This is a genomic window from Nocardia salmonicida NBRC 13393 (assembly GCF_001613085.1).
GTDB lineage: Bacteria > Actinomycetota > Actinomycetes > Mycobacteriales > Mycobacteriaceae > Nocardia > Nocardia salmonicida.
This window is the reverse complement of record NZ_BDBR01000008.1, coordinates 191,095-214,612: the sequence shown is the minus strand read 5'-3', so window position 1 is coordinate 214,612 and position 23,518 is coordinate 191,095. Positions and strand designations below refer to the sequence as shown.

General features: G+C 68.1%; 22 protein-coding genes. 15 read left to right on the top strand and 7 right to left on the bottom strand.

Annotation, left to right across the window (positions count from 1 at the left end; all coding sequences use genetic code 11):
- The first annotated feature begins 19 nt into the window (after positions 1-19).
- The 10 genes from NS1_RS08810 to NS1_RS08765 all read left to right on the top strand — a co-directional run bounded on the left by NS1_RS08810 (position 20) and on the right by NS1_RS08765 (position 11,381).
- Positions 20-1,066, top strand: a complete 1,047-nt coding sequence (locus NS1_RS08810; RefSeq protein ID WP_062983206.1) for a FecCD family ABC transporter permease — start codon at positions 20-22, stop codon at positions 1,064-1,066.
- A gap of 11 nt (positions 1,067-1,077) precedes the next feature.
- On the top strand, positions 1,078-2,223 hold the full coding sequence (locus NS1_RS08805; protein WP_084503627.1) for a FecCD family ABC transporter permease: 1,146 nt from the start codon (positions 1,078-1,080) through the stop codon (positions 2,221-2,223).
- Complete coding sequence (locus NS1_RS08800) at positions 2,220-3,044, top strand: ABC transporter ATP-binding protein (protein WP_062983204.1); 825 nt, start codon at positions 2,220-2,222, stop codon at positions 3,042-3,044. Before NS1_RS08805 ends, NS1_RS08800 begins: the two co-directional genes overlap by 4 nt.
- Before the next feature lie 62 nt (positions 3,045-3,106).
- The gene (locus NS1_RS08795; RefSeq protein WP_281220972.1) at positions 3,107-3,496 is read left to right on the top strand and encodes a BlaI/MecI/CopY family transcriptional regulator; all 390 of its coding nucleotides are present in this window, start codon (positions 3,107-3,109) and stop codon (positions 3,494-3,496) included.
- A gap of 64 nt (positions 3,497-3,560) precedes the next feature.
- Positions 3,561-4,499, top strand: coding sequence for a M56 family metallopeptidase (locus tag NS1_RS08790; protein ID WP_062983202.1), 939 nt, complete (start codon positions 3,561-3,563; stop codon positions 4,497-4,499).
- 255 nt (positions 4,500-4,754) lie between these two features.
- Complete coding sequence (locus NS1_RS08785; RefSeq protein ID WP_062983200.1) at positions 4,755-6,218, top strand: DEAD/DEAH box helicase; 1,464 nt, start codon at positions 4,755-4,757, stop codon at positions 6,216-6,218.
- A 120-nt stretch (positions 6,219-6,338) separates the two neighbouring features.
- Positions 6,339-7,199, top strand: coding sequence for a DMT family transporter (locus NS1_RS08780; protein WP_169812759.1), 861 nt, complete (start codon positions 6,339-6,341; stop codon positions 7,197-7,199).
- Between the two features lie 51 nt (positions 7,200-7,250).
- Positions 7,251-8,687: a GuaB1 family IMP dehydrogenase-related protein gene (locus NS1_RS08775; RefSeq protein ID WP_062983198.1), complete on the top strand. Its 1,437-nt coding sequence runs from the start codon at positions 7,251-7,253 to the stop codon at positions 8,685-8,687.
- A gap of 281 nt (positions 8,688-8,968) precedes the next feature.
- Complete coding sequence (locus NS1_RS08770) at positions 8,969-10,324, top strand: hemolysin family protein (protein WP_062983521.1); 1,356 nt, start codon at positions 8,969-8,971, stop codon at positions 10,322-10,324.
- The gene (locus NS1_RS08765) at positions 10,317-11,381 is read left to right on the top strand and encodes a hemolysin family protein (protein WP_056810214.1); all 1,065 of its coding nucleotides are present in this window, start codon (positions 10,317-10,319) and stop codon (positions 11,379-11,381) included. The genes NS1_RS08770 and NS1_RS08765 overlap by 8 nt, the downstream gene beginning before the upstream one ends.
- Before the next feature lie 116 nt (positions 11,382-11,497).
- Here NS1_RS08765 and NS1_RS08760 read toward each other — a convergent pair whose 3' ends face one another.
- From NS1_RS08760 to NS1_RS08750, 3 genes are all read right to left on the bottom strand, one after another.
- On the bottom strand, positions 11,498-12,148 hold the full coding sequence (locus NS1_RS08760; protein WP_062983196.1) for a TetR/AcrR family transcriptional regulator: 651 nt from the start codon (positions 12,146-12,148) through the stop codon (positions 11,498-11,500).
- Between the two features lie 106 nt (positions 12,149-12,254).
- Positions 12,255-13,364 carry an MBL fold metallo-hydrolase gene (locus tag NS1_RS08755; RefSeq protein WP_062983195.1) on the bottom strand — a complete coding sequence of 370 codons (1,110 nt, stop codon included), beginning with the start codon at positions 13,362-13,364 and terminating at the stop codon, positions 12,255-12,257.
- On the bottom strand, positions 13,361-14,215 hold the full coding sequence (locus NS1_RS08750; RefSeq protein ID WP_062983193.1) for an SDR family oxidoreductase: 855 nt from the start codon (positions 14,213-14,215) through the stop codon (positions 13,361-13,363). The genes NS1_RS08755 and NS1_RS08750 overlap by 4 nt, the downstream gene beginning before the upstream one ends.
- 120 nt (positions 14,216-14,335) lie before the next feature.
- On the opposite strand from NS1_RS08750, the gene NS1_RS08745 reads away from it, so the two are divergent.
- Positions 14,336-15,310: an alpha/beta hydrolase gene (locus tag NS1_RS08745; protein WP_169812758.1), complete on the top strand. Its 975-nt coding sequence runs from the start codon at positions 14,336-14,338 to the stop codon at positions 15,308-15,310.
- 21 nt (positions 15,311-15,331) lie between these two features.
- Here the strand turns inward: NS1_RS08745 and NS1_RS08740 are convergent, their stop codons facing one another.
- From NS1_RS08740 to NS1_RS08730, 3 genes are all read right to left on the bottom strand, one after another.
- Positions 15,332-16,984 (bottom strand): FAD-binding protein, encoded by a 1,653-nt coding sequence (locus NS1_RS08740; protein ID WP_062983191.1) that lies wholly within the window; start codon positions 16,982-16,984, stop codon positions 15,332-15,334.
- A gap of 83 nt (positions 16,985-17,067) precedes the next feature.
- Positions 17,068-18,129, bottom strand: a complete 1,062-nt coding sequence (locus NS1_RS08735; protein WP_062983189.1) for an NAD(P)H-dependent amine dehydrogenase family protein — start codon at positions 18,127-18,129, stop codon at positions 17,068-17,070.
- A 25-nt stretch (positions 18,130-18,154) separates the two neighbouring features.
- Positions 18,155-18,943 (bottom strand): SDR family oxidoreductase, encoded by a 789-nt coding sequence (locus NS1_RS08730; RefSeq protein WP_062983187.1) that lies wholly within the window; start codon positions 18,941-18,943, stop codon positions 18,155-18,157.
- A gap of 121 nt (positions 18,944-19,064) precedes the next feature.
- Here NS1_RS08730 and NS1_RS08725 point away from each other — a divergent pair, with 121 nt between their 5' ends.
- The 4 genes from NS1_RS08725 to NS1_RS08710 all read left to right on the top strand — a co-directional run bounded on the left by NS1_RS08725 (position 19,065) and on the right by NS1_RS08710 (position 21,647).
- Positions 19,065-19,733: a TetR/AcrR family transcriptional regulator gene (locus NS1_RS08725; protein ID WP_062983185.1), complete on the top strand. Its 669-nt coding sequence runs from the start codon at positions 19,065-19,067 to the stop codon at positions 19,731-19,733.
- Complete coding sequence (arfB, locus tag NS1_RS08720; protein ID WP_056810250.1) at positions 19,718-20,146, top strand: alternative ribosome rescue aminoacyl-tRNA hydrolase ArfB; 429 nt, start codon at positions 19,718-19,720, stop codon at positions 20,144-20,146. The genes NS1_RS08725 and arfB overlap by 16 nt, the downstream gene beginning before the upstream one ends.
- Before the next feature lie 143 nt (positions 20,147-20,289).
- Positions 20,290-20,619: a rhodanese-like domain-containing protein gene (locus NS1_RS08715; RefSeq protein ID WP_062983517.1), complete on the top strand. Its 330-nt coding sequence runs from the start codon at positions 20,290-20,292 to the stop codon at positions 20,617-20,619.
- Positions 20,620-20,726: 107 nt separating this feature from the next.
- A complete protein-coding gene (locus NS1_RS08710) occupies positions 20,727-21,647 on the top strand; it encodes a 3-methyladenine DNA glycosylase (protein WP_255284461.1) in 921 nt (306 codons plus the stop codon).
- On the opposite strand, the gene NS1_RS08705 is transcribed toward NS1_RS08710, so the two are convergent.
- A complete protein-coding gene (locus NS1_RS08705) occupies positions 21,637-23,391 on the bottom strand; it encodes a BCCT family transporter (protein WP_084503601.1) in 1,755 nt (584 codons plus the stop codon). The two genes, NS1_RS08710 and NS1_RS08705, sit on opposite strands and share 11 nt — an antisense overlap.
- Positions 23,392-23,518: the final 127 nt, after the last annotated feature.

Sequence of the window (23,518 nt, the reverse complement as noted above, 5' to 3'; positions counted from 1 at the left end):
GCAGGAGAAGTTCGTCGCCGTGATCCACCCTGGCACCGTCAGACGTCGTCGTCTGACCGGGCTTCTGCTGCTCGTTGTCTTGCTCACCGTGGCGGTGGTGGCGAGCATTGCCATCGGCACCCGCTCGCTCGCACCCACCACGGTGTTCGACGCCGTCACACACGCCCTCGGCTGCGTCGGCGGCCCGTTCCACTGCCCGGCCCGCTCCACCGCCGAGGAAATCGTGCGTGAGCTGCGTCTGCCGCGCACCGCATTGGCCCTGTTCGCCGGAGTGGCGTTGGGCGTCGCGGGCGCGCTCATCCAGGGGTATACCCGGAATCCGCTCGCTGATGCCGGATTGTTAGGACTGAATGCGGGCGCCGGTTTTCTCGCGGCGCTGAGCATCTTCCTGTTCGGGTTCACCGCACCCGCGCAATACATCTGGTTCGCCTTCGCCGGGTCGGCGATCGCGGGGGTGATCGTGTTCGGAGTCTCCTCGATCGGCGGGGGCAAGGCGAGTCCGCTGAGCCTGATCCTGGCCGGCGCGGCGGTGACCGCCTTCCTCCAGGCGATGACGAACGCGATCATCGTGCTCGACAACGCGGCGCTCGATACCTATCGGTTCTGGGTGGTCGGCAATGTGGCCGGGCGCGAAGCGGAAGTGTTCTGGGAGGTTCTGCCGTTTCTGGTGGTCGGCGTCGGCATGGCCGTGGCCGCGGCACCCAGCCTGAATCTGCTGAGCCTCGGTGACGATGTCGCCCGCGGACTCGGCGTCGACGTCACCCGGGCGCGGGCCTTCGGCCTGTTCGCGGTGGTGCTGCTCAGCGGCGGGGCGACCGCGGCGATCGGGCCGATCGCGTTTCTGGGGCTGGTGGTTCCGCACATGGCGCGGACCATCACCGGACCGGACAACAAGTGGCTGATCCCCTATTCCGGGCTGCTCGGCGGCCTGCTGCTGCTCGTCGCCGACGTCGTCGGACGGGTGATCGCGCGGCCCGGTGAACTCCAGGTCGGGGTGATGTTGGCCGCGATCGGCGCGCCGTTCTTCATCGCCCTGGTGCGTCGTAAGAAGTTGGTGTCGCTGTGAGTGAGGTCGAGATGGACAAGGCCGCCGACCAGGTGGCCGCCGAACCCGCGCACGCCGACCGAACGGATCGAGCGGTGACCGAGCTGCGCAAGGTGCGCCCCGCGCTGCGGGTCGGGCCGGTGTCGTTGGTGCTGCGGCCGGTCGTGTTCGGCATCGTGCTGGCGCTGGTGGTCACGGTGTTCGCACTGTTCTGCCTGGACATCGCGGTAGGCGATACCCATATCCCCCTGGGTCGCGTACTCGACGTGCTCGGCGGCGGCGGCACCCGATCGCAGCGCTTCATCATCATCGAATCGCGATTGCCGCGTGCGCTGACAGCCGTGGTCGTCGGGGCTGCGCTCGGCTTGTCGGGCGCGCTGATGCAGTCGATCCTGCACAACCCACTGGCCGGGCCGGACGTGCTCGGCATCACCACCGGCGCGAGCGTCGGCGCCGTCGCGGTGCTGGTCGGCAGCGGTGGTGCGACCACCGGACTGCTCGCGACCGTCGGAGCCCCGATCGCCGCGCTGACCGGCGGCCTGCTGACCGCGGTCGTCATCTATCTCCTGGCCTGGGGTCGTGGGGGCAGCGGCGAACACGGCGTCACCGGATTCCGGCTCGTACTCATCGGCATCGGCGTGAACGCGGTCCTGTTGTCGGTGATCAGCTGGCTGCTCACCCGCGCCAGCCTGACCGATGCCGCCCGTGCCCAGCTCTGGCTCACCGGCTCGCTCAACGGCGCCGATATGTCGAGGGTCGTGCCCGCTGTCATCGCCCTGTCGGTGGTGACCGTGGTGTCGCTGGTGTCGGCGCGCACGCTGGCCGCGCTGCGCCTCGGCGAGGACTCGACCCGGGTGCTCGGTGTGCGGATCCAGTCGCAGCAGGCACTGCTCATCGGCGCGTCGGTCGTGGCCGCCTCGGTGGCGACCGCCGCCGTGGGGCCGGTCGGATTCGTCGCCCTCGCCGCACCACAGATCGCGAGAATGGCGCTGCGGACCGCGGGCGAGCCCCTGATCGCCTCGGCGCTGACGGGCGCCGCTCTGGTCGCGGGCGCCGACGTCGTCTCGCGCGCGCTACTGCCCGTCGACCTGCCGGTCGGTATCGTCACAGCCGCGCTGGGTGGACCGTTCCTGCTCTACCTGCTCGTCCGCATGAATCGGAAGGCCACGCTCTCATGACCAGCCCCGCCCATCGCCTCGGCGCCGACGCCGTGTCCCTCGGCTACGGCGAACGGGTGATCGTCGACGAGCTCAGCCTCGACATCGCGCCCGGCGTGGTCACCACCGTCATCGGACCCAACGGCTGCGGCAAGTCGACACTGTTGAAGTCACTGGGCAGGCTGCTTCGCCCGCGCGAGGGCCAGGTGGTGCTCGACGGCAAGGCCATCTCGTCGATGAAGACCAAGGACGTGGCCAGGGTGATCGGCATGCTGCCGCAGACACCGGTCGCGCCCGAAGGACTCACGGTCGCCGACCTGGTCGCGCGTGGGCGTCATCCGCATCAGTCCTGGTTGCGGCAGTGGTCGGCCGACGACGAGACCGAGGTCGCCGCCGCGCTGGCCCAAACCGGCATCGCCGACCTGGCCGACCGCACCCTCGACGAACTCTCCGGCGGCCAACGTCAGCGGGCCTGGATCTCCATGGCGCTGGCCCAGGGCACCGACATCCTGCTGCTCGACGAACCCACCACCTACCTCGATCTCGCGCACTCGCTCGAGGTCCTCGACCTCGTCGACCGGCTGCACGCCGAGTACGGGCGCACGGTGGTGATGGTGCTGCACGATCTCAACCTCGCCATCCGCTACAGCGACGAGCTCGTGGTCATGCGCGCGGGCCGGATCGTCGCGCGCGGTAAACCGGCCGACATCGTCACCACCGACCTGCTGGCCGAGGTGTTCGGGCTCGAGGCCACGGTGCTCACGGATCCGGTCTCGGGGCGGCCGATGGTCGTCCCGATCGGCACCCGACATGTGTACGGCGCGGCCGACTATGACGAATGACACACAGCAAACACTCCGTTACGACAATCTGTAGTACGCATGTTTGTCGTTGAGGCCGTAAAATCGGTGGGATGGCAGGTCTCGGCGAACTCGAAAAAGCGGTCATGGACCAGTTGTGGTCGGCCGATGAGCCACTGACGGTGCGGCAGGTCCACGAAGCGCTGGCCGCGCGGCGCGAGCTCGCGTACACCACGGTGATGACGGTGCTCCAACGACTGGCGAAGAAAGATCTGGTCGTGCAGCGACGCGACGATCGCGCCCATCGATACGCACCGGTTCACACCCGCGACGAACTCGTCGCGAGCCTGATGGTCGACGCCTTGCAACAGGCCGACGCCGCAGGTAGTCGGGCTGCGGCGCTGGTGCATTTCGTGGAGCAGGTCGGCAAAGACGAGGCCGATGCCCTGCGCGAGGCACTCGCCAAGCTCGAATCCGACGAAAACAGCGGCTAGACTCCCTGGCGGCTCTCACAATGGAGTGAGCGCCCCTGGCCCCACAACGCAGTGAGCAGAGTCGATGAACGCAACCGCGGCAGTCTTTGCTGGTCTCGCCTTGCTTCTCGCAGGGCCGGTACCAGCGCTGCTCAGTCGCGCTACCTGGGTGCACCGCAGCCCGCGCGCGGCACTGGTGTTGTGGCAGGCGATCGCCTTGGCCGCCGTGCTCAGCGCCTTCGGATCCGGGCTCGCCATCGCCAGCCTGCTGCTCGTACCCGGCCCCGACGGTAGGCCGACCACCTCGCCCACCCAGGAGATCGACGCGCTCGGTCTGCCCCTGTGGACGCTGTATGTGCTGGTCTTCGCGCTGACTTTGATGGTCGGCGCCCGGCTGATGTTCTCGATCGTGCGAGTCGGTGTGCACACCCGGCGCCGCCGTTCCCGCCATCGCATGTTGGTCGACCTGCTCGATCAGAGCGGCCCGGTGCGCCGCGCCGCCGATATCCGCGTGCTGGCCGCCACCGAACCCATCGCCTACTGCCTGCCTGGCCTACGCCAGCGGGTCGTGATCAGCGAAGGCACGCTCACCAACCTCGACGACTCCGAGGTCACCGCCATCGTGAGCCATGAACGCTCGCATCTACGCGCACGCCACGATCTGGTGCTCGAGGCGTTCACGGCCGTCCACGAGGCGTTTCCCCGGGTGGTCCGCAGCAAGGCCGCGCTCGGCCAGGTGAAACTGCTGATCGAACTGCTCGCCGACGACTCCGCCGTGAAGGTGACCGGCCCCAAGCCCCTCGCCCGCGCTCTGATCGCCTGTGCCAAGTCCACCGCTCCGCAGGGCGCGCTCGCGGCGGGCGGACCGAGCACGCTCATCCGCATCCAACGGCTCGCGAGCACCACCGGAGACGTGAGAGTCGCCACCGCCGCCTACCTCGGCTCGGCCGCGATTCTGGTAGTGCCGACACTGGCCGTCGCGGTGCCGTGGCTGCAGGAACTCAACCGGCTCTTCCACGGCTGACCTGGCGATCAGCCACCACCGCAGCTCCGCGTTCGCGACGCGCCGACCACGCTGTCGGTCGGCGTCTCACAGCGGAACAAAGGTTGCCACAACCGCCGACCTGACCAGCCTGTTTACCCACCCGAGGCCGAACACGCCTATCCTGGGAGACCGGTCCTTCCTGCTGGGCCGCACCCCGCTCACGCCGAAGCGCGTATTCGGGTAATCGGCGCCGACCATCGTTCGGCGCGATTCGCAGCCCAACGAAAGGCCACCTTGACCAACTCTGCCGTGCCCAACGAACCGACCTTCGCCGAACTCGGCCTGCCCGTCGAACTGGTGCAGACCCTGCGCAACGCGGGCATCGACAAGCCCTTCCCCATCCAGGCCGCCACGATCGGCGACGCCCTCGCCGGGCGCGACGTGCTCGGCCGCGGCCCGACCGGCTCGGGCAAGACCCTGGCCTTCGGCCTGCCGATGCTGACCCGCCTGGCCCAGGGTTCGCCCTCCAAGCCGGGCCGCCCGCGCGGTCTCGTGCTGGTGCCGACCCGCGAACTCGCGACCCAGATCGAGAAGGCCCTCGAAGAGGCAGCCCGCGCGCTGGGCCTGCGCGTGGCCTCCGTCGTCGGTGGAGCGCCGATCAAGCGTCAGGCCGATCGCCTGGCGCGCGGTGTCGACCTGCTCATCGCGACCCCCGGCCGCCTCGACGACCTGATCAAGCAGCGCAACGCCGACCTGTCGGACGTGTCGATCACCGCGCTCGACGAGGCCGACCACATGGCCGACATGGGCTTCCTGCCCCAGGTCACCCGCCTGCTGGACCGCACCCCCAAGCAGGGCCAGCGACTGCTGTTCTCGGCCACCCTCGACGGTGACGTGGACAAGCTGGTCAAGCGCTACATGCACAACCCGGTGACCCACTCGACCGCGCCCGCCGAGGCGTCGGTCAGCACCATGACCCACCACCTGCTCTACGTGCGCGACAAGAACATCAAGCGCACCGTGGCCACCGAGATCGCCGCGCGTGAGGGCCTGACCATCATGTTCGTGCGCACCAAGCACGGCGCCGACCGCCTGGCCAAGCAGCTGCGCGGCTCCGGAGTCGACGCGGGCTCGCTGCACGGCGGCAAGGCCCAGAACAACCGTGTGCGTACCCTGGCGGCCTTCGCCGACGGGTCGGTGCCGGTGCTGGTCACCACCGATGTCGCCGCGCGCGGCATCCACATCGACGGCGTCTCGCTGGTCGTGCACTTCGACCCGCCCGCCGAGCACAAGGCCTACCTGCACCGCGCGGGCCGCACCGCGCGCGCCGGTGAAGACGGCGTCGTGGTCACCCTCGTCACCGACGAGGAGCGCAAGGACGTCGCCGCGATGACCCGCAAGGCGGGCGTGCGGACCGACGGTGTCGACGTTCGCCCCGGCGACCGGAACCTGGTGGAGATCACCGGCGCCCGCAAGCCCAGCGGTATCGCACTGGCCGCCCCGGTCGCACCCGCGCAGCCGACTCGGTCGGCGACCGGCGGCGGGCGCACCCGTCGTCCGCGCACCGGTGGCGCACCTGCCGCCGAGGCGGGACGTGGTGGCGCTCCGCGTCGCGAGCGTCCGGCACATGAGTCGCGTACCCGCAAGCCCGCGGGGGCCGGTGGACACGCCCGCAGTGGCGACACGCCGACAAATTCTCGTCGTCGCGCCGCGCGTCCGGCCTCTCCCGCCGTGACCCGCAACCGCACGGCAAACTGAGTTGTCGCGTGGCCGAACCGATTACGGTTCGGCCACGCGTCTGTTTCCGGGTGCGGCGAACACCGCGACTTCCCGTCGTGCATCAGCGCCCAGCAGGGCCGGATCCCGCACACTGACCCCGTGACGAACCATGAGATCGCCACCATCGTGTGCGCGCTGATCGCGGCCATGTTGATCGCGGTGGGCGCCGTAGCCCAGCAGCGGGCGGCCGCGGCGGTGCCCGAAGACGCGTCCCTCGTCGGCGGTCTGCTCCGCAGCCCACGGTGGTGGTCCGGAATCGTCGGCGATGTCGGTGGATACGGGATGCAGGTTCTCGCGCTGACCTTCGGCGCGGTGCTGGTGGTGCAACCGATCCTGGTGAGCGCCTTGGTGTTCGCGCTCCCGCTGTCGGCGCGACTGAACGGGCAGCGGATCACCGCGCGTGCCGCCACGATCGCCCTGATCCTCGTCACGGCGCTCGTGCTGTTCCTGATCGTGGGCGATCCGACCGCGGGCGAGGACACCGCGCCCTTCCGAGAGTGGTTGGTGCCCTTGGTGATTCTGCTCGGCGTCGTCATGGCCGCGACCGTCACCGGGCTGGTGATCAGCAGCCGATCAGGGCAGGCGCTCGCGCTCGGTCTCGCCGGTGGCGCCCTGTTCGGCATGGCCGCCGCACTCACCGACCGCGTAGTCACCCTGTTCGGCGACGGGATCGGCGCGGTGCTCGGCGGGTGGCAGACCTGGACTCTGGTCGCCGCGGGACTGCTCGGCGTATACCTGCAACAGCGCGCGTTCCAAGCCGGACCGCTGTCGGCCTCACTGCCCGCGGCGACCATCGCCGAACCGCTGGCCGCCGCGTTCCTCGGGCTCACCGCCCTCGACGAACACCTGCGCACCAACGGTTTCGGCCTGGTCGTCGTCGGTGTCTGCGTCGTCGTGATGTGCGCGGCGACCGTGGCCCTGTGTCAGACCAGGGCGGTCGCCGCCGAGCCCGCGCGCTGACACATCGCCGAGATTGCCCACCGCGGTGCTCACAGGGCTACTATCAATCAAGTGCGATTTCTTCCGGGACCCCAGCCGCCGTATGACCTGACCTACGACGACCTGTTCCTGGTCCCGAACCGGACCGAGGTCGCGTCCCGGTTCGATGTGGACCTGGCCAGCGTCGACGGGTCCGGTACCACCATCCCCCTCGTGGTCGCGAACATGACCGCGGTCGCGGGCAAGCGGATGGCCGAGACCGTCGCCCGCCGCGGCGGCATCGTGGTGCTCCCCCAGGACCTGCCGATCCCGGCGGCCGCCGACACCATCGCGTTCGTCAAGAGCCGCTCGCTCACCGCCGACACCCCTGTCACCCTCGATCCCGATCGTTCGGTGTCCGACGCGGTGGCGCTGATGCACAAGCGTGCGCACGGCGCCGTCGTGGTCGTCGAGGACGGTAAGCCGGTCGGTGTGGTCACCGAGGCCGCCTGCGCCGATGTCGACCGGTTCGCGCGCCTGCGCGAGGTCGCCTTCACCGATTTCGTCCAGGTGCCCGTCGAGGCGTCCCCGCGCGACATCTTCGACCGTCTCGCCGAAGCCCATGCCCAGCTCGCCGTGCTCACCAACCCCGACGGCACGCTCGCCGGCGTGATGACCCGCACCGGCACCGTCCGCGCGGGTATTTACACCCCCGCCGTCGACGAAGCGGGCAAGCTGCGCGTCGCTGCCGCCGTCGGCATCAACGGTGACGTCGCCGCCAAGGCGAAGGCGCTGGCGGAGGCGGGCGCCGACGTGCTCGTGCTCGATACCGCGCACGGCCACCAGACCAAGATGCTCGAATCGTTGCGCACCGTCGCCGATCTCGGCCTCGGGCTGCCCCTGGTCGCGGGCAACGTGGTCTCGGCCGAAGGCACCCGTGATCTGGCGGAGGCGGGCGCGACCATCATCAAGGTCGGTGTCGGCCCCGGCGCCATGTGCACCACCCGCATGATGACCGGCGTCGGTCGCCCGCAGTTCTCCGCCGTGGCCGAATGTGCCGCCGCCGCAAAGGAACTCGGCGTGCACGTCTGGGCAGACGGTGGCGTTCGGCACCCTCGCGACGTGGCCCTCGCGCTGGCCGCGGGTGCGTCGAACGTGATGATCGGTTCCTGGTTCGCCGGCACCTACGAGTCCCCCGGCGACCTGCGCGTGGACCGTGACGGCAACAAGTACAAGGAGAGCTTCGGCATGGCGTCCAAGCGCGCCGTCGCCGCCCGCACCGCCGCCGACAGCAGCTTCGACCGCGCCCGCAAGGCGCTGTTCGAGGAGGGCATCTCCAGCTCGCGGATGCGCCTGGATCCCGAGCGCCCCGGTGTCGAGGACCTCATCGACCACATCTGCTCGGGTGTGCGCAGTTCCTGCACCTACGCCGGTGCTCGCTCACTGCCGGAATTCCACGACAAGGCCGTGCTCGGCGTGCAGTCCGCGGCAGGCTTCGCCGAAGGTCGGCCGCTGCCCAGCGGCTGGTGAACCCCGCGCACGGCGGCCGATCGAGGGTTCGATCGGCCGCCGTCGCCGTGTCCGAGGCCGCGCCGCTGACACATCATGGGAGGGCACCGATTACTATGGAGTAGCCGATCACGGCACATGCTCGACTCCCGCCCCGAAAGGATCCAGTTGTCACCCGCGTCCAAGGGCGCCACACAGGAGGGCTCCTCTACGGAGCCGGGTGACAAACCCGGCGTCCTCCTTTCCGCAGCGTCCGTTCGATCTCCCGGTTTCCCTGTCGCACCCCTCGGGTGGTGCTGAGGATGTCCATCGTTCTGACCGTGCTCAGCCTGCTCGGCTTCGTCGCCCTCACCCTCGGAACGGCCCTGTTCGTCGCCGCCGAGTTCTCCCTCACCGCCCTCGAACGCAGCACCGTCGAAGCGGCCGCCCGCGAAGGTGACACCCAGTCACGGCTGGTGAAACAGGCTCATCACACCCTGTCCTTCCAGCTCTCCGGCGCCCAGCTCGGCATCACCATCACCACCCTGATCACCGGCTACATCGCCGAACCCGTGCTGGCCCGACTGCTCGACCCGCTGCTCGACGGCATCGGATTGAGCGAAAGCGCTGCGCACGGTGTCTCGTTGGCGCTGGCCTTGATCATCGCGACATCGCTGTCGATGATCTACGGCGAATTGGTGCCGAAGAACATCGCGATCGCCGAGCCGATGATGGTGGCCCGGGTCACCGCGGGTCCGATGATCGGGTTCTCCGCCCTGTTCAAATGGCTCATCCGTTTTCTCAACGGCGCCGCCAACTGGGTGGTTCGCAGGCTGGGCATCGAACCCGCCGAGGAACTGCGCTCGGCCCGCTCACCCCAGGAACTCGGTTCGCTGGTACGCACCTCCGCCATGCGCGGCGCGATGGATCAGCGCACCGCGCAGGTGATGGACCGCTCGCTGGAATTCGGTGAGCGCAGTGCCGAGGATCTGATGACGCCACGGGTGAAGGTCGAATCGCTGGACCGCGACGACACCATCGCCGATCTCATCGCCGCCGCCGCGCGCACCGGTTACTCCCGGTTCCCGGTGGTCGACGGCGACCTCGACAACACCCTCGGCGTGGTGCACGTCAAGCAGGCGTTCACCCATCCGGGCGAACTGCGCAAGCAGATCCCGCTCAGCAAGCTGGCCGTCGCGGTGCCGATCGTGCCCGCCAGCTTGGACGGTGACGAAGTCCTGGAGCGGGTCCGCGCCGACGGCATGCAGGTGGCACTGGTCGTCGACGAATACGGCGGCACCGCGGGCATGGTGACCATGGAGGACCTGATCGAGGAGATCCTCGGCGACGTGCGCGACGAGCACGACGAGGAGGAGCGCGATGTGCGCCGGGTCTCCGACGGCTGGGACTGCTCGGGCCTGATGCGCATCGACGAGGTGTCGCGCGCGACCGGCTACGACGCACCCGAGGGCGAATACGAGACCCTCGGCGGGCTGGTTCTGGCCCAGCTCGGCCGCATCCCGGTGACCGGTGACGAAGTGGTACTGCCCGCATCCCGCGGTTCCGGCGGCGGCTGGATCGCCCGCGTGGAACGAATGGACGGACGGCGCATCGACCGTGTTCGGCTGATCCCCGTCGACGCGGCCAACCTCTCGGCACGGGAGAACACTCATGGGTGACCTGTTCGGAATCTTGCTCACCGTCGTACTCCTGGCAGGCAACGCGTTCTTCGTCGCCGCGGAGTTCGCGCTCATCTCGGCCCGCCGTGACCGCCTCGAAGCCCTTGTCGCACAAGGCAAGAAGAAGGCACAGACGGTGATCGAAGCAGGCGAGAACCTGTCGATCATGCTGGCCGCGGCCCAGCTCGGCATCACCATCTGCTCGATCCTGCTCGGGCGAGTGGGCGAACCCGCGATCGCGCACCTGATCGAGCGGCCGTTCGAATTGCTCGGTCTGCCGGACCAATTGCTGCATCCGGTGGGCTTCACGCTGGCGCTGACCATCGTGGTGATCCTGCACATCCTGCTCGGCGAGATGGTGCCGAAGAACATCGCCCTCGCGGGCCCGGAACGGTCGGCGCTGCTGCTGGTGCCGATCCACCTGATGTGGTTGCGGATCGCCCGACCGCTGATCGCGCTGTACAACCTCGCCGCGAACATGACGCTGCGGATGCTGCGGATCGAGCCCAAGGACGAGCTCGACGCCACGGTCTCGACGCTGGAACTGGCCGAGATGATCGGCGAATCCCGTTCCGAGGGACTGCTCGACGAGGAAGAACACCGCAGGCTCACCCAGGCCCTCGGTACCTCCGAACAGATCGTCGGCGATGTGATGGTCCCGTTGGCCCAAGCCAGATCGGTGCCGCTGATCGGCAACGGAACCACCCTCGGCGAGGTGGAAGCGGCGGTCTCCGAAACCGGCTTCTCCCGCTATCCGGTCGCCGCCTCCGACGGCTCCCTGGTGGGCTACCTGCACATCAAGGACGTCCTCGACGAGGTCGCCGACGACAACGCGGGCCCCGACACCGTCATCCCCCGCACCGACATCCGCCCACTGCCCACCGTGAGCACCGGGACTCCGCTGTACGAAGCGCTGGCCCGGTTGCGCCGCACCAGCAGCCATCTGGGACGGGTGGTCGACAGTCGCGGCAACACCGTCGGCGTGGTCGCGTTGGAGGACCTGATCGAAGAGTTCGTCGGCACCGTGCGCGACGGAACCCACCGCCTCGCCGAATAGGACCTGCGCCAACCGATCTCACGCACGACACCACATGGTGACAGGGCCGCACACAGGCATACCGGGACACGGCTCGACCAACAGGTCGGGCCGTGTCCTGTGCGCAAGGTGCTCGACTACGACTGTTCGACGGGTAGGGGATCGAGGGTTCCGAGGCCGTGGATCAGGATGCTCACGGCGACGTCGATCAGATCGTCGAGCGGCAGCGGTGTGTCGGCCAGCGTCCAGTCCACCATCAGCTCGGTCATGCCGCCGGCGAACAGCATCGCCGCGATCGCCAGCCGCTCGGTGGCGGGAATGCGGAAATAGGCTTCGGCGAAACCGGCTATCAGCTGGGCGAATTCGTGCATGACCGCGCGGCGGTGTACCTCGAGTGCGGAACTGACTCCGACGACCTCGATGAAGATGACACGGGCACGACGAGGGTCCGCGGCCACGGTTCGGACGAAGGCCTCGACACTGGCGTGCGCCTGGGGAGCCAGCTCGGGTTCAGCGCTCGCCAGCGCCGCCAGGGTGGCGGTGCGGACCTGGTCGATCTCACCGTCGTAGACCGCGCTCAGCAATGCCTCGCGATGGGTGAAGGACTCGTAGAAGTACCGTTCGGTCAAACCCGCTCGATCGCAGATCTTCTTCACCGAGGACGCCGGATAGCCGATGGTGCCGAAGAGTTCCAGGCCGGCCGCCAGGAGAGCGGCTCGACGCTCAGCGCTTCGACTCGCCTTGTCCCGCCCGCCGTAACGGCGCGACGCGGTCTCGGTCTCGGTCACAATCCTCCCGCATCCGTCCACCCGACTTCCGGAGTCTCCATCCTATCCAGGCGCCCGATTCCGACATGAACCCTTACCAGAATCGGGCGAGGTAGCGAGCACCGCGTCAGACGGTGGCGCGCGGCGGTATCGTGATCGTCCCGTAGTCGAGTCCGCCGTGGGTGAAGGTCGGCACGACCGGCCACTGACGCTTCCAGTTCGCGCATTCCGACGACGGAACAACCTGCAGCCAGCGCGAATCGCGCGGCGACCGGGACGCCATGGTCTTCTCCTTGACCATGGAATCGTACTGATCCAGCGAGTCCTCGAGGGTATTCGCGTTGAGCACGACTTCGCGGCCGTAGAACGCGGCCTGCTGCCGGACCCCGGGGATCTTGGACAATTCCGGTTGCCAGCTGTCGGCCGCCATCCCGTTCTCCGAGGACACCCAGACGCCGTCGGGCGTGTTCACACACAGCGAGTGATTTCCGTCGGTGTGCCCGGGCGTCCACAGCAGGCTGACCCCGACGCCCAATTCGACGTCACCGTCGAGGATTTGCAGCCGCTCGGCGGGCACGCCGTCCATGCCGCCGTCGACGTACCATGCCCACTGCATCGGGTGCACCGATTCCAGCGTGCCGAGTTCCTTGCGCTGCACGAGCATCCGCGCGTTCGGGAACAGCGAGTCACGCGGGCCCGCCTCACCGTCGATGGTCCGGTCGCTACCCATGATCATGCGGACGTCCTGCACGTGCAGATGGTCGAAGCTGACGTAGTCGACATCCTCGTCGCGGAGACCGAGCCGGGGCAGCACCGCCTCGGGATCGTTGTAGTACTTGACGAACAGCGAGTCCGCGCGCAGCGTGCGCGAGAGTTTCTGCAGCTTCGCGTAGAACGGGGCCTTGCCCGACCCGGCCGCGACGGTGGGCTCCCAGACCAGCGTCCGCAGAGCGCCGTCGAATCCCTCGAATTGGACCACGAACATCCGGTTGATGATCGAGATCATCGGGTTGGGGCCGATCGAATAGCCCTGGAACGCGAACCGCTGCGGATACGGGGCGGCGGCGATGTCGAAGCTCTTGATCGCGCGCACCTGCCCCTGTCGGAGGAACCGCTCGCGGTAGCGGCGTGCGGCCTCGCGCACGGCTTCGAGGCGGTCGCCTCGCGGCCACACATCGTGGACCCCGGCGAACTCCGGAATCGGCCGGACATCGCCGCGAGCATCGGTTGTCGTCATCGCGAATTTCCTGAGGTAGGAGTGGAGGCAGGTTCATAGACCCGGTGTTCATAGTCGGACCGGCTCGACGAATCATGAACGGCAGCAACCTGATCCGGCACCATGGCGAGCAGCACACGATCCCGCAGGAAGGCCGGGAGCACGTTGACCAAGCGCAGTAGCGGTCCGATGTAGCCGGGGACGGTCACCTCGAATCGGGGGCGCTCGATCGCCCGCACGACCGCGCGAGCGACGTCGGCGGGCTGGAGCAATGCCACCCCGCCGTTGTCGGTGCCCGTCGCCAATTCGGTGTCCACCACCGTCGGCATGATCACCGAGAGGTCGACGCCGCTATCGCGCAATTCGGCGCGCACCCCGGTCAGGTAGCCGAGAATCGCGTGCTTGGTCGCGGCATAGGAAGACTCACCGGGCGGGGCGAGCTTCGACGCGGCGGAGGCCACGGTGACGATGTGCCCGGCGCCGCGGGCGCGCATGGCCGGTGCGGCGAGGGTCACCCCGTTGACGACGCCGTGCACATTCACGTCGAACTGTCGCCGCCGCACGGCCTCGGGTTCCCGGTCGAACGGGCCGACCCACATGACCCCGGCATTGTTGACGAGCACATCGAGCGGACCCCACCCCTGCTCGGCCGCGGCCAGAAACGCCGCGAACGACGCCCGGTCGGCGACATCGAGGTCGAATCCCCGCACCTGCGCACCCAGTTCGGCGGCGGTGGCGCGGGCTGCCGATCCGTCGATATCGCCGATCGCGACGCGCGCGCCCGCCCGTGCGAGCTGCGCGGCGATCTCCCTTCCGATCCCACGGGCACCGCCGGTCACCGCGATGACCCGCCCTGTTACTGGCCGTCGCATGTCAGCGATACCTCCGCGTCCTCAGTTTGACATGGTGTCATGTCAGCAACGTACAGGATCTCGACAAATTTTGACATGACTTCTTGTCAGTTGCCCCGTTGTCCGCGCATGATGTGCGCCATGGATCGATATCTCGACGCGACACCGTCGCGCGCCAGCCGGGCCGTGGCCGCGGTCATGCTGCTGACAGTGCGCCGATTGGGCTCGCTGCTTCCCGCGACTCGGGCAGGCACCCACATCGGACGATCGGCGATGCACGGGCTGCGCCTGGTCATGCCGTCGTGGACAGTGGCACGCTTTCCCGTGCACGAACGGGCAGACGCCGATGTCGCGGTGCGCGGCGAGTGGGTGAACGCACTACCCGAACCGAAGGAACCGATCGTCTACTACCTGCACGGCAGTGCGTACTTCTCGTGTTCGCCGGGCACCCACCGCGGCCTGATCTCGCGGGTGGGTCGCGCCTGCGGACGCCCCGTCTTCGCCCTGCGATACCGGCTCGCACCCGAACACCCCTTCCCCGCAGCGCATCAGGACGCGGTGCGCGGCTACCTCTGGCTGCTCGCCCGCGGACATCGACCCGCCGATATCGTCGTCGCGGGAGATTCCGCGGGCGGGCACCTGGCGCTGGCCCTCGTCGGCGAGCTCGCCCGCCGGGGACTTCCACAACCGTCGGGGCTGGTGCTGTTCTCGCCGTTGGCCGACCTCACCATGGGACTGGCCGCCACGAAGGAACCGGCCCTGCGTGACCCGTACGCCTCGGCCACCACCGCCCACCGGCTGATCGGCATGTACCTCGCCGGAGCCGACCTCGCCGATCCCCGCCTGGACGTCGCGGCCGGGATCGTCCCCGGATTTCCGCCGATGCTCATCCAAGTCGGCGGCCTCGAGATCCTGCAGGCCGACGCCGAACACCTCGCGGCGACCGCCCGCCGCGTCGGTGTGCACTGCGACCTGCAGGTCTGGGCCGGCCAAGTGCACGTCTTCCAGGCGGGATACCTGGCCGTCCCGGAAGCTGTCGCCGCCTTGGCGCAGGTGCGCGCGTTCGTCACCGCTCTCGATCGCGCCGACGGCCCGCCGCATCGGACGCTCGCGTGATCTCCGACGCCGGACCCGGCATCACCCGAGAGTGTTCACCTGCGCGGAAGCGGCTGGGGCACTGTGCATGCCCGCCCGCCGCCCGGAGAAGACGCAGTCGGCCAGCGACAGTCCACTGACGTAGGAGTTCGAGCAGATGCCGACCGCCGCGCGCCCCGCCGCGAAGAGTCCCGGAACGACTCCCCCGGTCTCGAGGCGCACTGCGCCGGTGTCCTCGTCCACCAGCAGACCACCGAGGGTGAGCATCGGCATGGGGTAGGTCAGCCGCGCCTTGAACGAGATGTCGAGCATGGTGAACGGTCCGGTACGAATCGGACGACGGATGTCGTCGGGCTTGCCCAACGGATCGGGCCGGTCCTGCTCGATAGCCCGGTTGTGCGCGTCGAGGGTTTCACGCAGCGCGGACTGGTCGATCCCGGCACGTGCGGCCACCTCCTCCACGGTGCTGCCGGTGACGCGCCCGATCCGGAGCAAACGCTCGGTCTGCATGCGCTGGAACCACACCGACTGCATGCCGATCTGCCTGCGCACCTCGGCCTCGAGGTCGGAGTCGATGAGCAACCAGGCGCGGTGACCAGGACTGGCGGCGATGGCCGCACCCAGCGCCGCGCCGTAGCGGGACTCGTCGATCATGCGCCTGCCGAGGGAGTTCACCGCGACAGCGCCGAAGAAGGCGCTGGGCGGGGCGATGAAACGCCACGTCGACAGCACGTCCATCTTGCCGCTCGCCGCGCCGATGTCGAGCGCCATGCTGATGCCGCTGCCGTCGTCGCCCGCGCTACCCAGCGGCAGTCCTTGCGACCACGGATATTCGGGGGCGTGCCGAGCGACCATCTCGCCATTGGCGATGAACCCACCCGTGGTGAGCACGACACCGGATCTCGCCTGGATCCTGACCTGCCGTCCGTACTTGCGCTCGATCCGGGCCAGGAGTACTTCCACCGCCCGGCGCAAACCCTGGTGGTACACACCGGGTTTCGCCGAGATGCGGGCGAGCGCGGCGAATCGGCGTCGCACCGCCGCGGGCGCACCGTCGATGGTGACCGCCTCGACGCCGGTCACCCGCCCCTCCTCTACGACGAGCCGCGCCGCCCTGGTGCCGGTCCGGACACGGACGTCATGCGCGGCCGCCGATTCGGCCAACGGCCCGAACAGCGCTTTGCCCGACACACCGGGACCGTGGACGCGGTGACCGCGCTGGCGCGGCTTCGCGAGATCCCGGTAGCGGCCGGAGTTTTCGCTGCCCGAGTAATACAGGTAGTAGTCATCGGTGGGGTACGACGTCTTGTACGGGCACAGCGACGCCTGGAAGGGCACGCCGTGCTCGGTGAGCCAGTCGATCATCGCCGCGGACTGTTCGCAGAATCGGCGCAGCGTCGAGGCGCTCACCGCGTCGCCGACCTCGGCCTCCAGGTACGCGATCATGTTGTCGACGTCGTCATCGATGCCCGCTTCGCGCTGCACCCATGTACCGCCGCCCGCGTACACGATGCCACCCGACAGTGTCGTGGCGCCGCCGCCCAGGTACCGGTCGAGGGCCAGGACCTCGGCGCCGGATTCCCGCGCGGCCAGCGCCGCGACCACTCCCGCACCGCCGTATCCGACGACCACGACATCGGCTGCATCGTCCCAGGCCCGCACTTGTCTCACCTTCCGAGCAGAGGCCGACCGCATCGCCGCCGCCTATAACGCGTTCTAGAAGACGAACTATAACGTGTTCTAGATTGTGGCGCGGCGAGTCATCGATCCGAGCCCTGCTACATCAGTCCGCGGCCGGTGGTGAGTGGAAGATCGGTGGCGGTCAGCAGGCCGGGGCGGGCTTCGACCACGGCGGCGACGGCGCTGACCAGGCGGGCGGCGGTACCGACCACGCCGGCGAGCGCGTGGTCGCCGTTGCTGGAGAGCTGTAGGTCCAGCTGATAATCCGGTTCGCCCTGGATCTCGACCCGGTAGCAACCCGTTCCAGTGGGCTGTGGCCAATCCGGAGCCAGGTCGGGGTGCAGGCGGGTGACGTGCTCGAGGGTCAGGACCTCGCGATCGGCACGGATGCCGTGCACCTGGAAGCGCAGCGCCGCCGCGGCGCCCGGCGCGATGGTGCGGTTGCCCACGGTGAGTTCTTCGGTGGCCGGTAGCCGTTCGAAATGTTGTGTCACGGCGTCGAGTTCGATATCGAGAGCGGCGGCGAGCTGTCGGACGACACTGCCCCAGGCCAGGGTCAGGACGCCGGGTTGCAGCAGCATGGGCAGGGCGTCGAGCTCGCTGCCGAACCCCATGATGTCGAAGACGACCTTGGGATTGTCATAGGTGGAGTAGTCCATGATCTCCGAGCAGATGATGCGGTCGATCCGCTCGGAGCCGCTGGAGAGCAGCAGCGGGAGCCAGTCGTTGGCCCAGCCGGGATCGATGCCGTTGACCCACAGGGACGCGCCGCCCTCCTCGGCGGCCGCGATGATCGGGGCGATCGCCTCATCAGGGAGAGTTCCGTACGGGTACTGCAGAAAGACTGGGCTACTGGAGACCACGTTGATCCCGGCGCGCAGGAACCGCTTCAGGTCCTCGACCGATTCCATCAGCCGGTCGTCGGCCATGGCGGTGTGCACGATGCAGTCGGGTTTCATGGCCACCAGGGCATCGGCATCAGTGGTGGCGGTAATGCCGGTTTCGACAGACAGACCGGCGAGTTCGCCCGCGTCCTTACCCGCTTTGGCGGAGCTCGACACCCAGACGCCGACGAGTTCCAGCTCGGGCCGGGCGATGATGGAACGCAATGCTCGCGCACCGACATTTCCGGTGCTCCATTGGATGACGCGGTAGGTCATGTCAGATCCTTTGTGTGGGCGTGGATCACAGGTCGGGCAGGCCGAGTTCGAAATTGGGGCTTTCGATGCCGCCGTCGATCTCCAGAATCTTGCCGGTGATGTAGCCGCCGGCGCGTGAACTGAGGTAGACGATGGCAGCCCCGATTTCCCAGGGTTCGCCGAGTCGGCCCAGCGGGGTCGCGCCTTCCATGGCCGCCTTGATTTCCGGTTGCCGCGCAACGACATCCAGCGCGGAGGTGAGTACCGAACCGACCGCGATGGCATTGACGCGGATGCGTGGGGACAGGTCCGTGGCGGCCAGCCGGGTCCAATGCGCGAGGGCGGCTTTGGCGGTGCCGTAGGCGAGGAAGCCACGGCCGGCGGTGCGCCCCATCATCGAGGAGATGTTGACGACCGATGCGCCGTCGGACTCCAGCAGGTACGGCACCGCGGCCTGGGTGAGGGCATGCGCGGTGGACACATTGAAGCGGAAGGCCTCCTCCAGAAACTCCGGGGAGGTGGTCATGAAGGTATTGGGCATGGTGCCGCCGACATTGTTGACCACGATGTCGATGCGGCCGAGTTCGGCAGCGGCGGTATCGGCGAAGGCTTTCACCGCGGCCAGGTCGGACAGGTCCGCCGACACGGTGACGGCACGGCGGCCGAGGGCGCGGATCTTCCCGGCGACCTCGTCGAGTTGCTCGGTGGTGCGGGCGGCGATAGCGACGTCGGCACCGGCTTCGGCCAGCGCGAGCGCGGTGGCCGCGCCGATACCGCGGCCCGCCCCGGTGACGATGGCAACGCGACCGTCGAGCCGGAAGGCATCCAGGATCATGTCGAAAGCTCCTCTCCGATTTGGCCGCGTGTGTCCGCGGTCACAGGAATCTTTAAGAACTAGCGCTTAATTGTCAAGTACAAGTTCTCATACCTGCTGGTGAGCGACTATTGTGCGAACTGTGGCAGGGACAGCAGCGCGGGAACGCATCATCGTCGCGGCGGAGCGTCTGATCGCGGAGCACGGACGGTCGGTGCCGCTGCGCGATATCGCCGCTGCCGCAGGTCAGCGGAACAATTCAGCGATCCAGTATCACTTCGGATCCCGCGACGGGCTGATCGAAGCGGTGGTCGAGTTCCGGCTGGCGACGCTGGAGGTGCGGCGGCTGGAACTACTCGCCGAACAAGCGGGGTCGGGTCGCCCGCCAGGTTTGCACGGGCTGCTCGAAGCCTTGGTGGTGCCGATGTTCGAACTCGGCGAACAGCACGGGATTCGGCATTACGCACGATTCCTCGAGCAGATCCACCCGCATCCGGCGGTCTCCGACGCGACCAATCTCGATAGTGCGGGACGCACCGCGGTGCGCGTCATCATGCAGGGCCTCGACCGAGAACTCAACGCCTTGCCACCGCGGTTGCGGGTGCGGCGGTTGCGGGCGCTGACCACCATGCTTTTCGCGCTCCTGGCCGATCACGAACGCGCGGCGGAGGTCGGAGATGCGCGGGCGGGCGATGCGCGGGCATGGGGCGAGATCATCGACATGCTCGCCGGATCACTCGCCGCTCCCGTCAGCACGCCCGGCGTGGTGTCGCGTGGAGGTAGCGGCGTCGAATCATGGCAGAGGACCTGACCGTAACTCGGGCGCTGGTGATTCCCGCGTCCGAGTTACGGGAGCGGTTCTCACGGTCGTCGGGTCCAGGAGGCCAGCACGTCAACACCACCGACAGCCGGGTAGAGCTGTCGTTCGACCTCGCCAACTCGCCCTCGGTGCCGGAGTGGCTGCGCACCCGGATGCTCGAGCGCCTGGCCACCCGCCTGGTCAACGGGGTACTCACGATCGCCGCGTCGGAGCAACGCGCACAGCTACAGAACCGCGCCGCCGCCCGCGAACGTCTGGCCTCGCTACTGCGTGACGCCGCAGCCGCTCCGCCACCCGTTCGCCGCGCCACCAAGCCCTCGCGCGGCGCGAAGGAGCGTCGCATCTCCGCGAAGAAGCGGCGCGGCGTCACCAAACGCAACCGCCGCGCCTCCCCCGACGACTGACCGACGACCAGGGCGTCGCCGGTCAGACAAGGCCCGCTTCCACAACCTTCAGTTAAGCTGAAGGCTATGGAGCGTCTGCCACTGTCTCGCCTCGGTGTCGCGCCGGGCGCCTTCCCTCTCGTACACGGAGCGAGGTGCTGCGCGTGAGCTTCCGTCATTACCTACGCCGACCCCCGGCGGTCAGCGCCGCCGAGGCGGTGCGCCTTGTCACGGAGGGCGCGGTCATCGTGGACGTCCGCCGTGACTTCGAGTGGAATCGAGTGCACATCCCGGGTGCCGTGCACATGCCGCTCGAGGTGCTCCCCACGCTGTGCAGGGAACTTCCCGAGGACCGGCTGCTCATCACCTTCTGCACCGGCGGCCTTCGCTCCGCGGGCGCGGCGAACCTCTTGGTCGAGAACGGCTTCGAAGCGGTCAACATGAGCCGTGGCCTGATCGACTGGCGCGCCGCCGGTGGACCGCTCACTTCATGAGAGGGCGCCCCGACCAGCTCGGTCGTTATCCCACAGTGCTTCAGACCTGAGCGGAGCCTGATCGAGGGCGAATCCACTGAGCATAAGCGGTGCGCGAGAATAGCTGGATGAGCGCGCGCGACGATCTCGACCACGCTCTCGACCTGCGGGTATCACCGGCGGTCGAGTGGCGGGACGCCGCGCGCGCACACCGTGATCGGCTCGATCGGTTAGTCGGTCCCTATCTCGAACGCCGTGCGGCAGGAACCACCCATCCGGTCGTGGACTTTCTCTTCACGTATTACGGCAACAAGCCTGCGCAGTTGCGGCGGTGGCATCCGGGGTTCGGGATCGCGCTGAGTGATGCGGGCGATTACCGGGGCGCGCGGGGATACCACGAGCTTGCGCACCATCGGGGTGTGTTCACAGCCGATCCGGCCTATCTGGCCAAGCGTCGAGACACGATCGAGTTCGTTTCGAGGCTGCTCACCGCGACCGCGCGACGCCCGGCGCAATTGTCGTGCTTCGGACTGCACGAGTGGGCCATGGTCTATCGCACCGACGAGGTGCGCCACCAGCGGGTTCCGCTGCGTCTGGGCCACGCGGGCACCGACGAAGTGGTGGAGTCGATGTCGTTGCGGTGCACGCATTTCGACGCGTTCCGGTTCTTCACCCCGGAGGCGGTGGGTCGCAATGCCGAACCGCTCACCCGGGCGGACCAGGTGGAACGCGAACAGCCCGGTTGCCTGCACGCCAACATGGATTTGTACAAGTGGGGATTCAAACTCGCCCCACTGATCTCCTCTGATCTGCTCCTCGACTGTTTCGAACTCGCCTGCACCGCACGCGAACTCGACATGCGAGCCAGTCCCTACGACCTGTCCGATTTCGGCTACGAGCCGGTCCGCATCGAAACCCCTACCGGCCGAGCCGAATACGTTCGCGCCCAGGCCGCGATCGCCGAATCCGCCGACGCGCTGCGCGGCCGCATGCGACTGGCCTGCGCCGAGTTGTCCTCGACACAGGCCAGATCAGACGCTACGGCCTAGCCTCGATCGTCGGAGGCGATGCGACGCTCGTTCTTGTCGAGGACGAAGGCTCGTCCACCGCCGGTTCGGTGACCAGCGCGAAATCGCCTTCGTGCAGTTCGGTGCCCTGGTCGACGGCGCCCTCGACCAGTTCGATGCCACGGTCCATCCGCAGAATCAGCGGGTCATCGCTCAGGTCCTTGTACAGCGACACGCACATCGCCACCATCACCACCAGGAACGGTAGTGACACCACCGTGGTCAAGGCTTGCAGGCCCGTGAGCGCTCCGCCGAGATTGTCGGAATCGGCGATGGCCAGCATGATCGCGGCGACAGCGCCGGTAGCCGCACCCCAGAAGATGACGACCCACTTCGACGGTTCGATACTGCCGCGTTCGGACAGGGTGCCCATCACGATGGAGGCCGCGTCGGCGCCGGAGACGAAGAAGATCGCGACGAGGATCATCACGACGACCGTGGTCACCGAGGTGATCGGGTACTGGTCGAGCAGGTGGAACAGGGCGAAGTTGGAGTCGACCGAGCCGTCGGGTTCGGTGAGGTCACCGTTCTCCGTCTGCTCGAAGATGCCCGCTCCGCCGAAGATCGCGAACCACACCAGGCTGACCACGCTCGGCACCAGCAGCACGCCGGTGACGAACTGACGGATGGTGCGGCCGCGGCTGATCCGCGCGATGAACATGCCGACGAACGGCGTCCACGAGATCCACCAGGCCCAGTAGAAGATCGTCCAGCTCGACAGCCACGCCTGCATCGCCTCGTCGCCCGCACCGGTACGCGAAGCCATGGTCGGCAGGGCCTCGATGTAGTCACCGATCGCGGTCGGCAGCATATTGAGGATGAACAGCGTCGGGCCTGCGATGAACACGAACGCCGCGATAGCCAGGGCCAGCACCATATTGATGTTGGACAGCCACTGGATGCCGCGTGCCACCCCGGAGACCGCCGACAGGACGAAGGCGACGGTCAGGGCCGAGATGATCGCCACCAGACCGAGCTTGCCGATCCCGTCGATCCATCCGTTGAACTCCATGCCCGCGCCGATCTGCAGGGCGCCCAGGCCGAGGGAGGCGGCGGAACCGAACAGGGTCGCGAAGATCGCCATCATGTCGATGACGCGACCACCGATTCCGTCGGCATGGTGGCCGAGCAGCGGCCGGAACACCGCGGAGATCAACTGCGAGCGGCCTTTCCGGAACGTGCCGTAGGCGATGGCCAGGCCGGTGACGGCGTAGATCGCCCACGGGTGCAGTGTCCAGTGGAACAGTGTGGTGGCCATGGCGAGCTCGGCGGCCGCCGGTGAGCCGGGCGCCGCAGTGTGCGGCGGCGGATTCACGAAGTGCGACAGCGGTTCCGCCACACCCCAGAACATCAGACCGATACCCATGCCCGCGCTGAACATCATCGCGATCCATGACACGGTGCGGAATTCGGGTTTCTCGTCGTCGGCGCCCAGCGGGATCCGGCCGAAGCGGCTGATTGCCAGCCAGATCACGAAGACGACGAACGCTGTCGCGGTGAGCACGAACAACCAGCCGGTATTGGTGATGACCCACTTCTGCGCGGTGCTCGCCGCGGAGGCGAGGCCCTCGTCGTCGAGGACACCCCAGGCGACGAAGGCGAGTGCGCCGATCGCGGTGGCGCAGAAGATGAGCAGATCCAGCCTGGGCTTGCCCGGCGATCCACCGGCTACCTCTCCGCCGGGCGGCGGTGCGGCGCCGGAACTTCCTACGACATCGTTCGACATGGATCCGAGTCCTCTCCGATCGCGGAAACTCCCCGCCTTTACAGACGCGCTTGTCGTGCAGAGCAACCGTACAGCGTATCGGCGGCGGCCCGAGGGAAGCACGAGCCCCGCCCAAACCCCTGTTCCC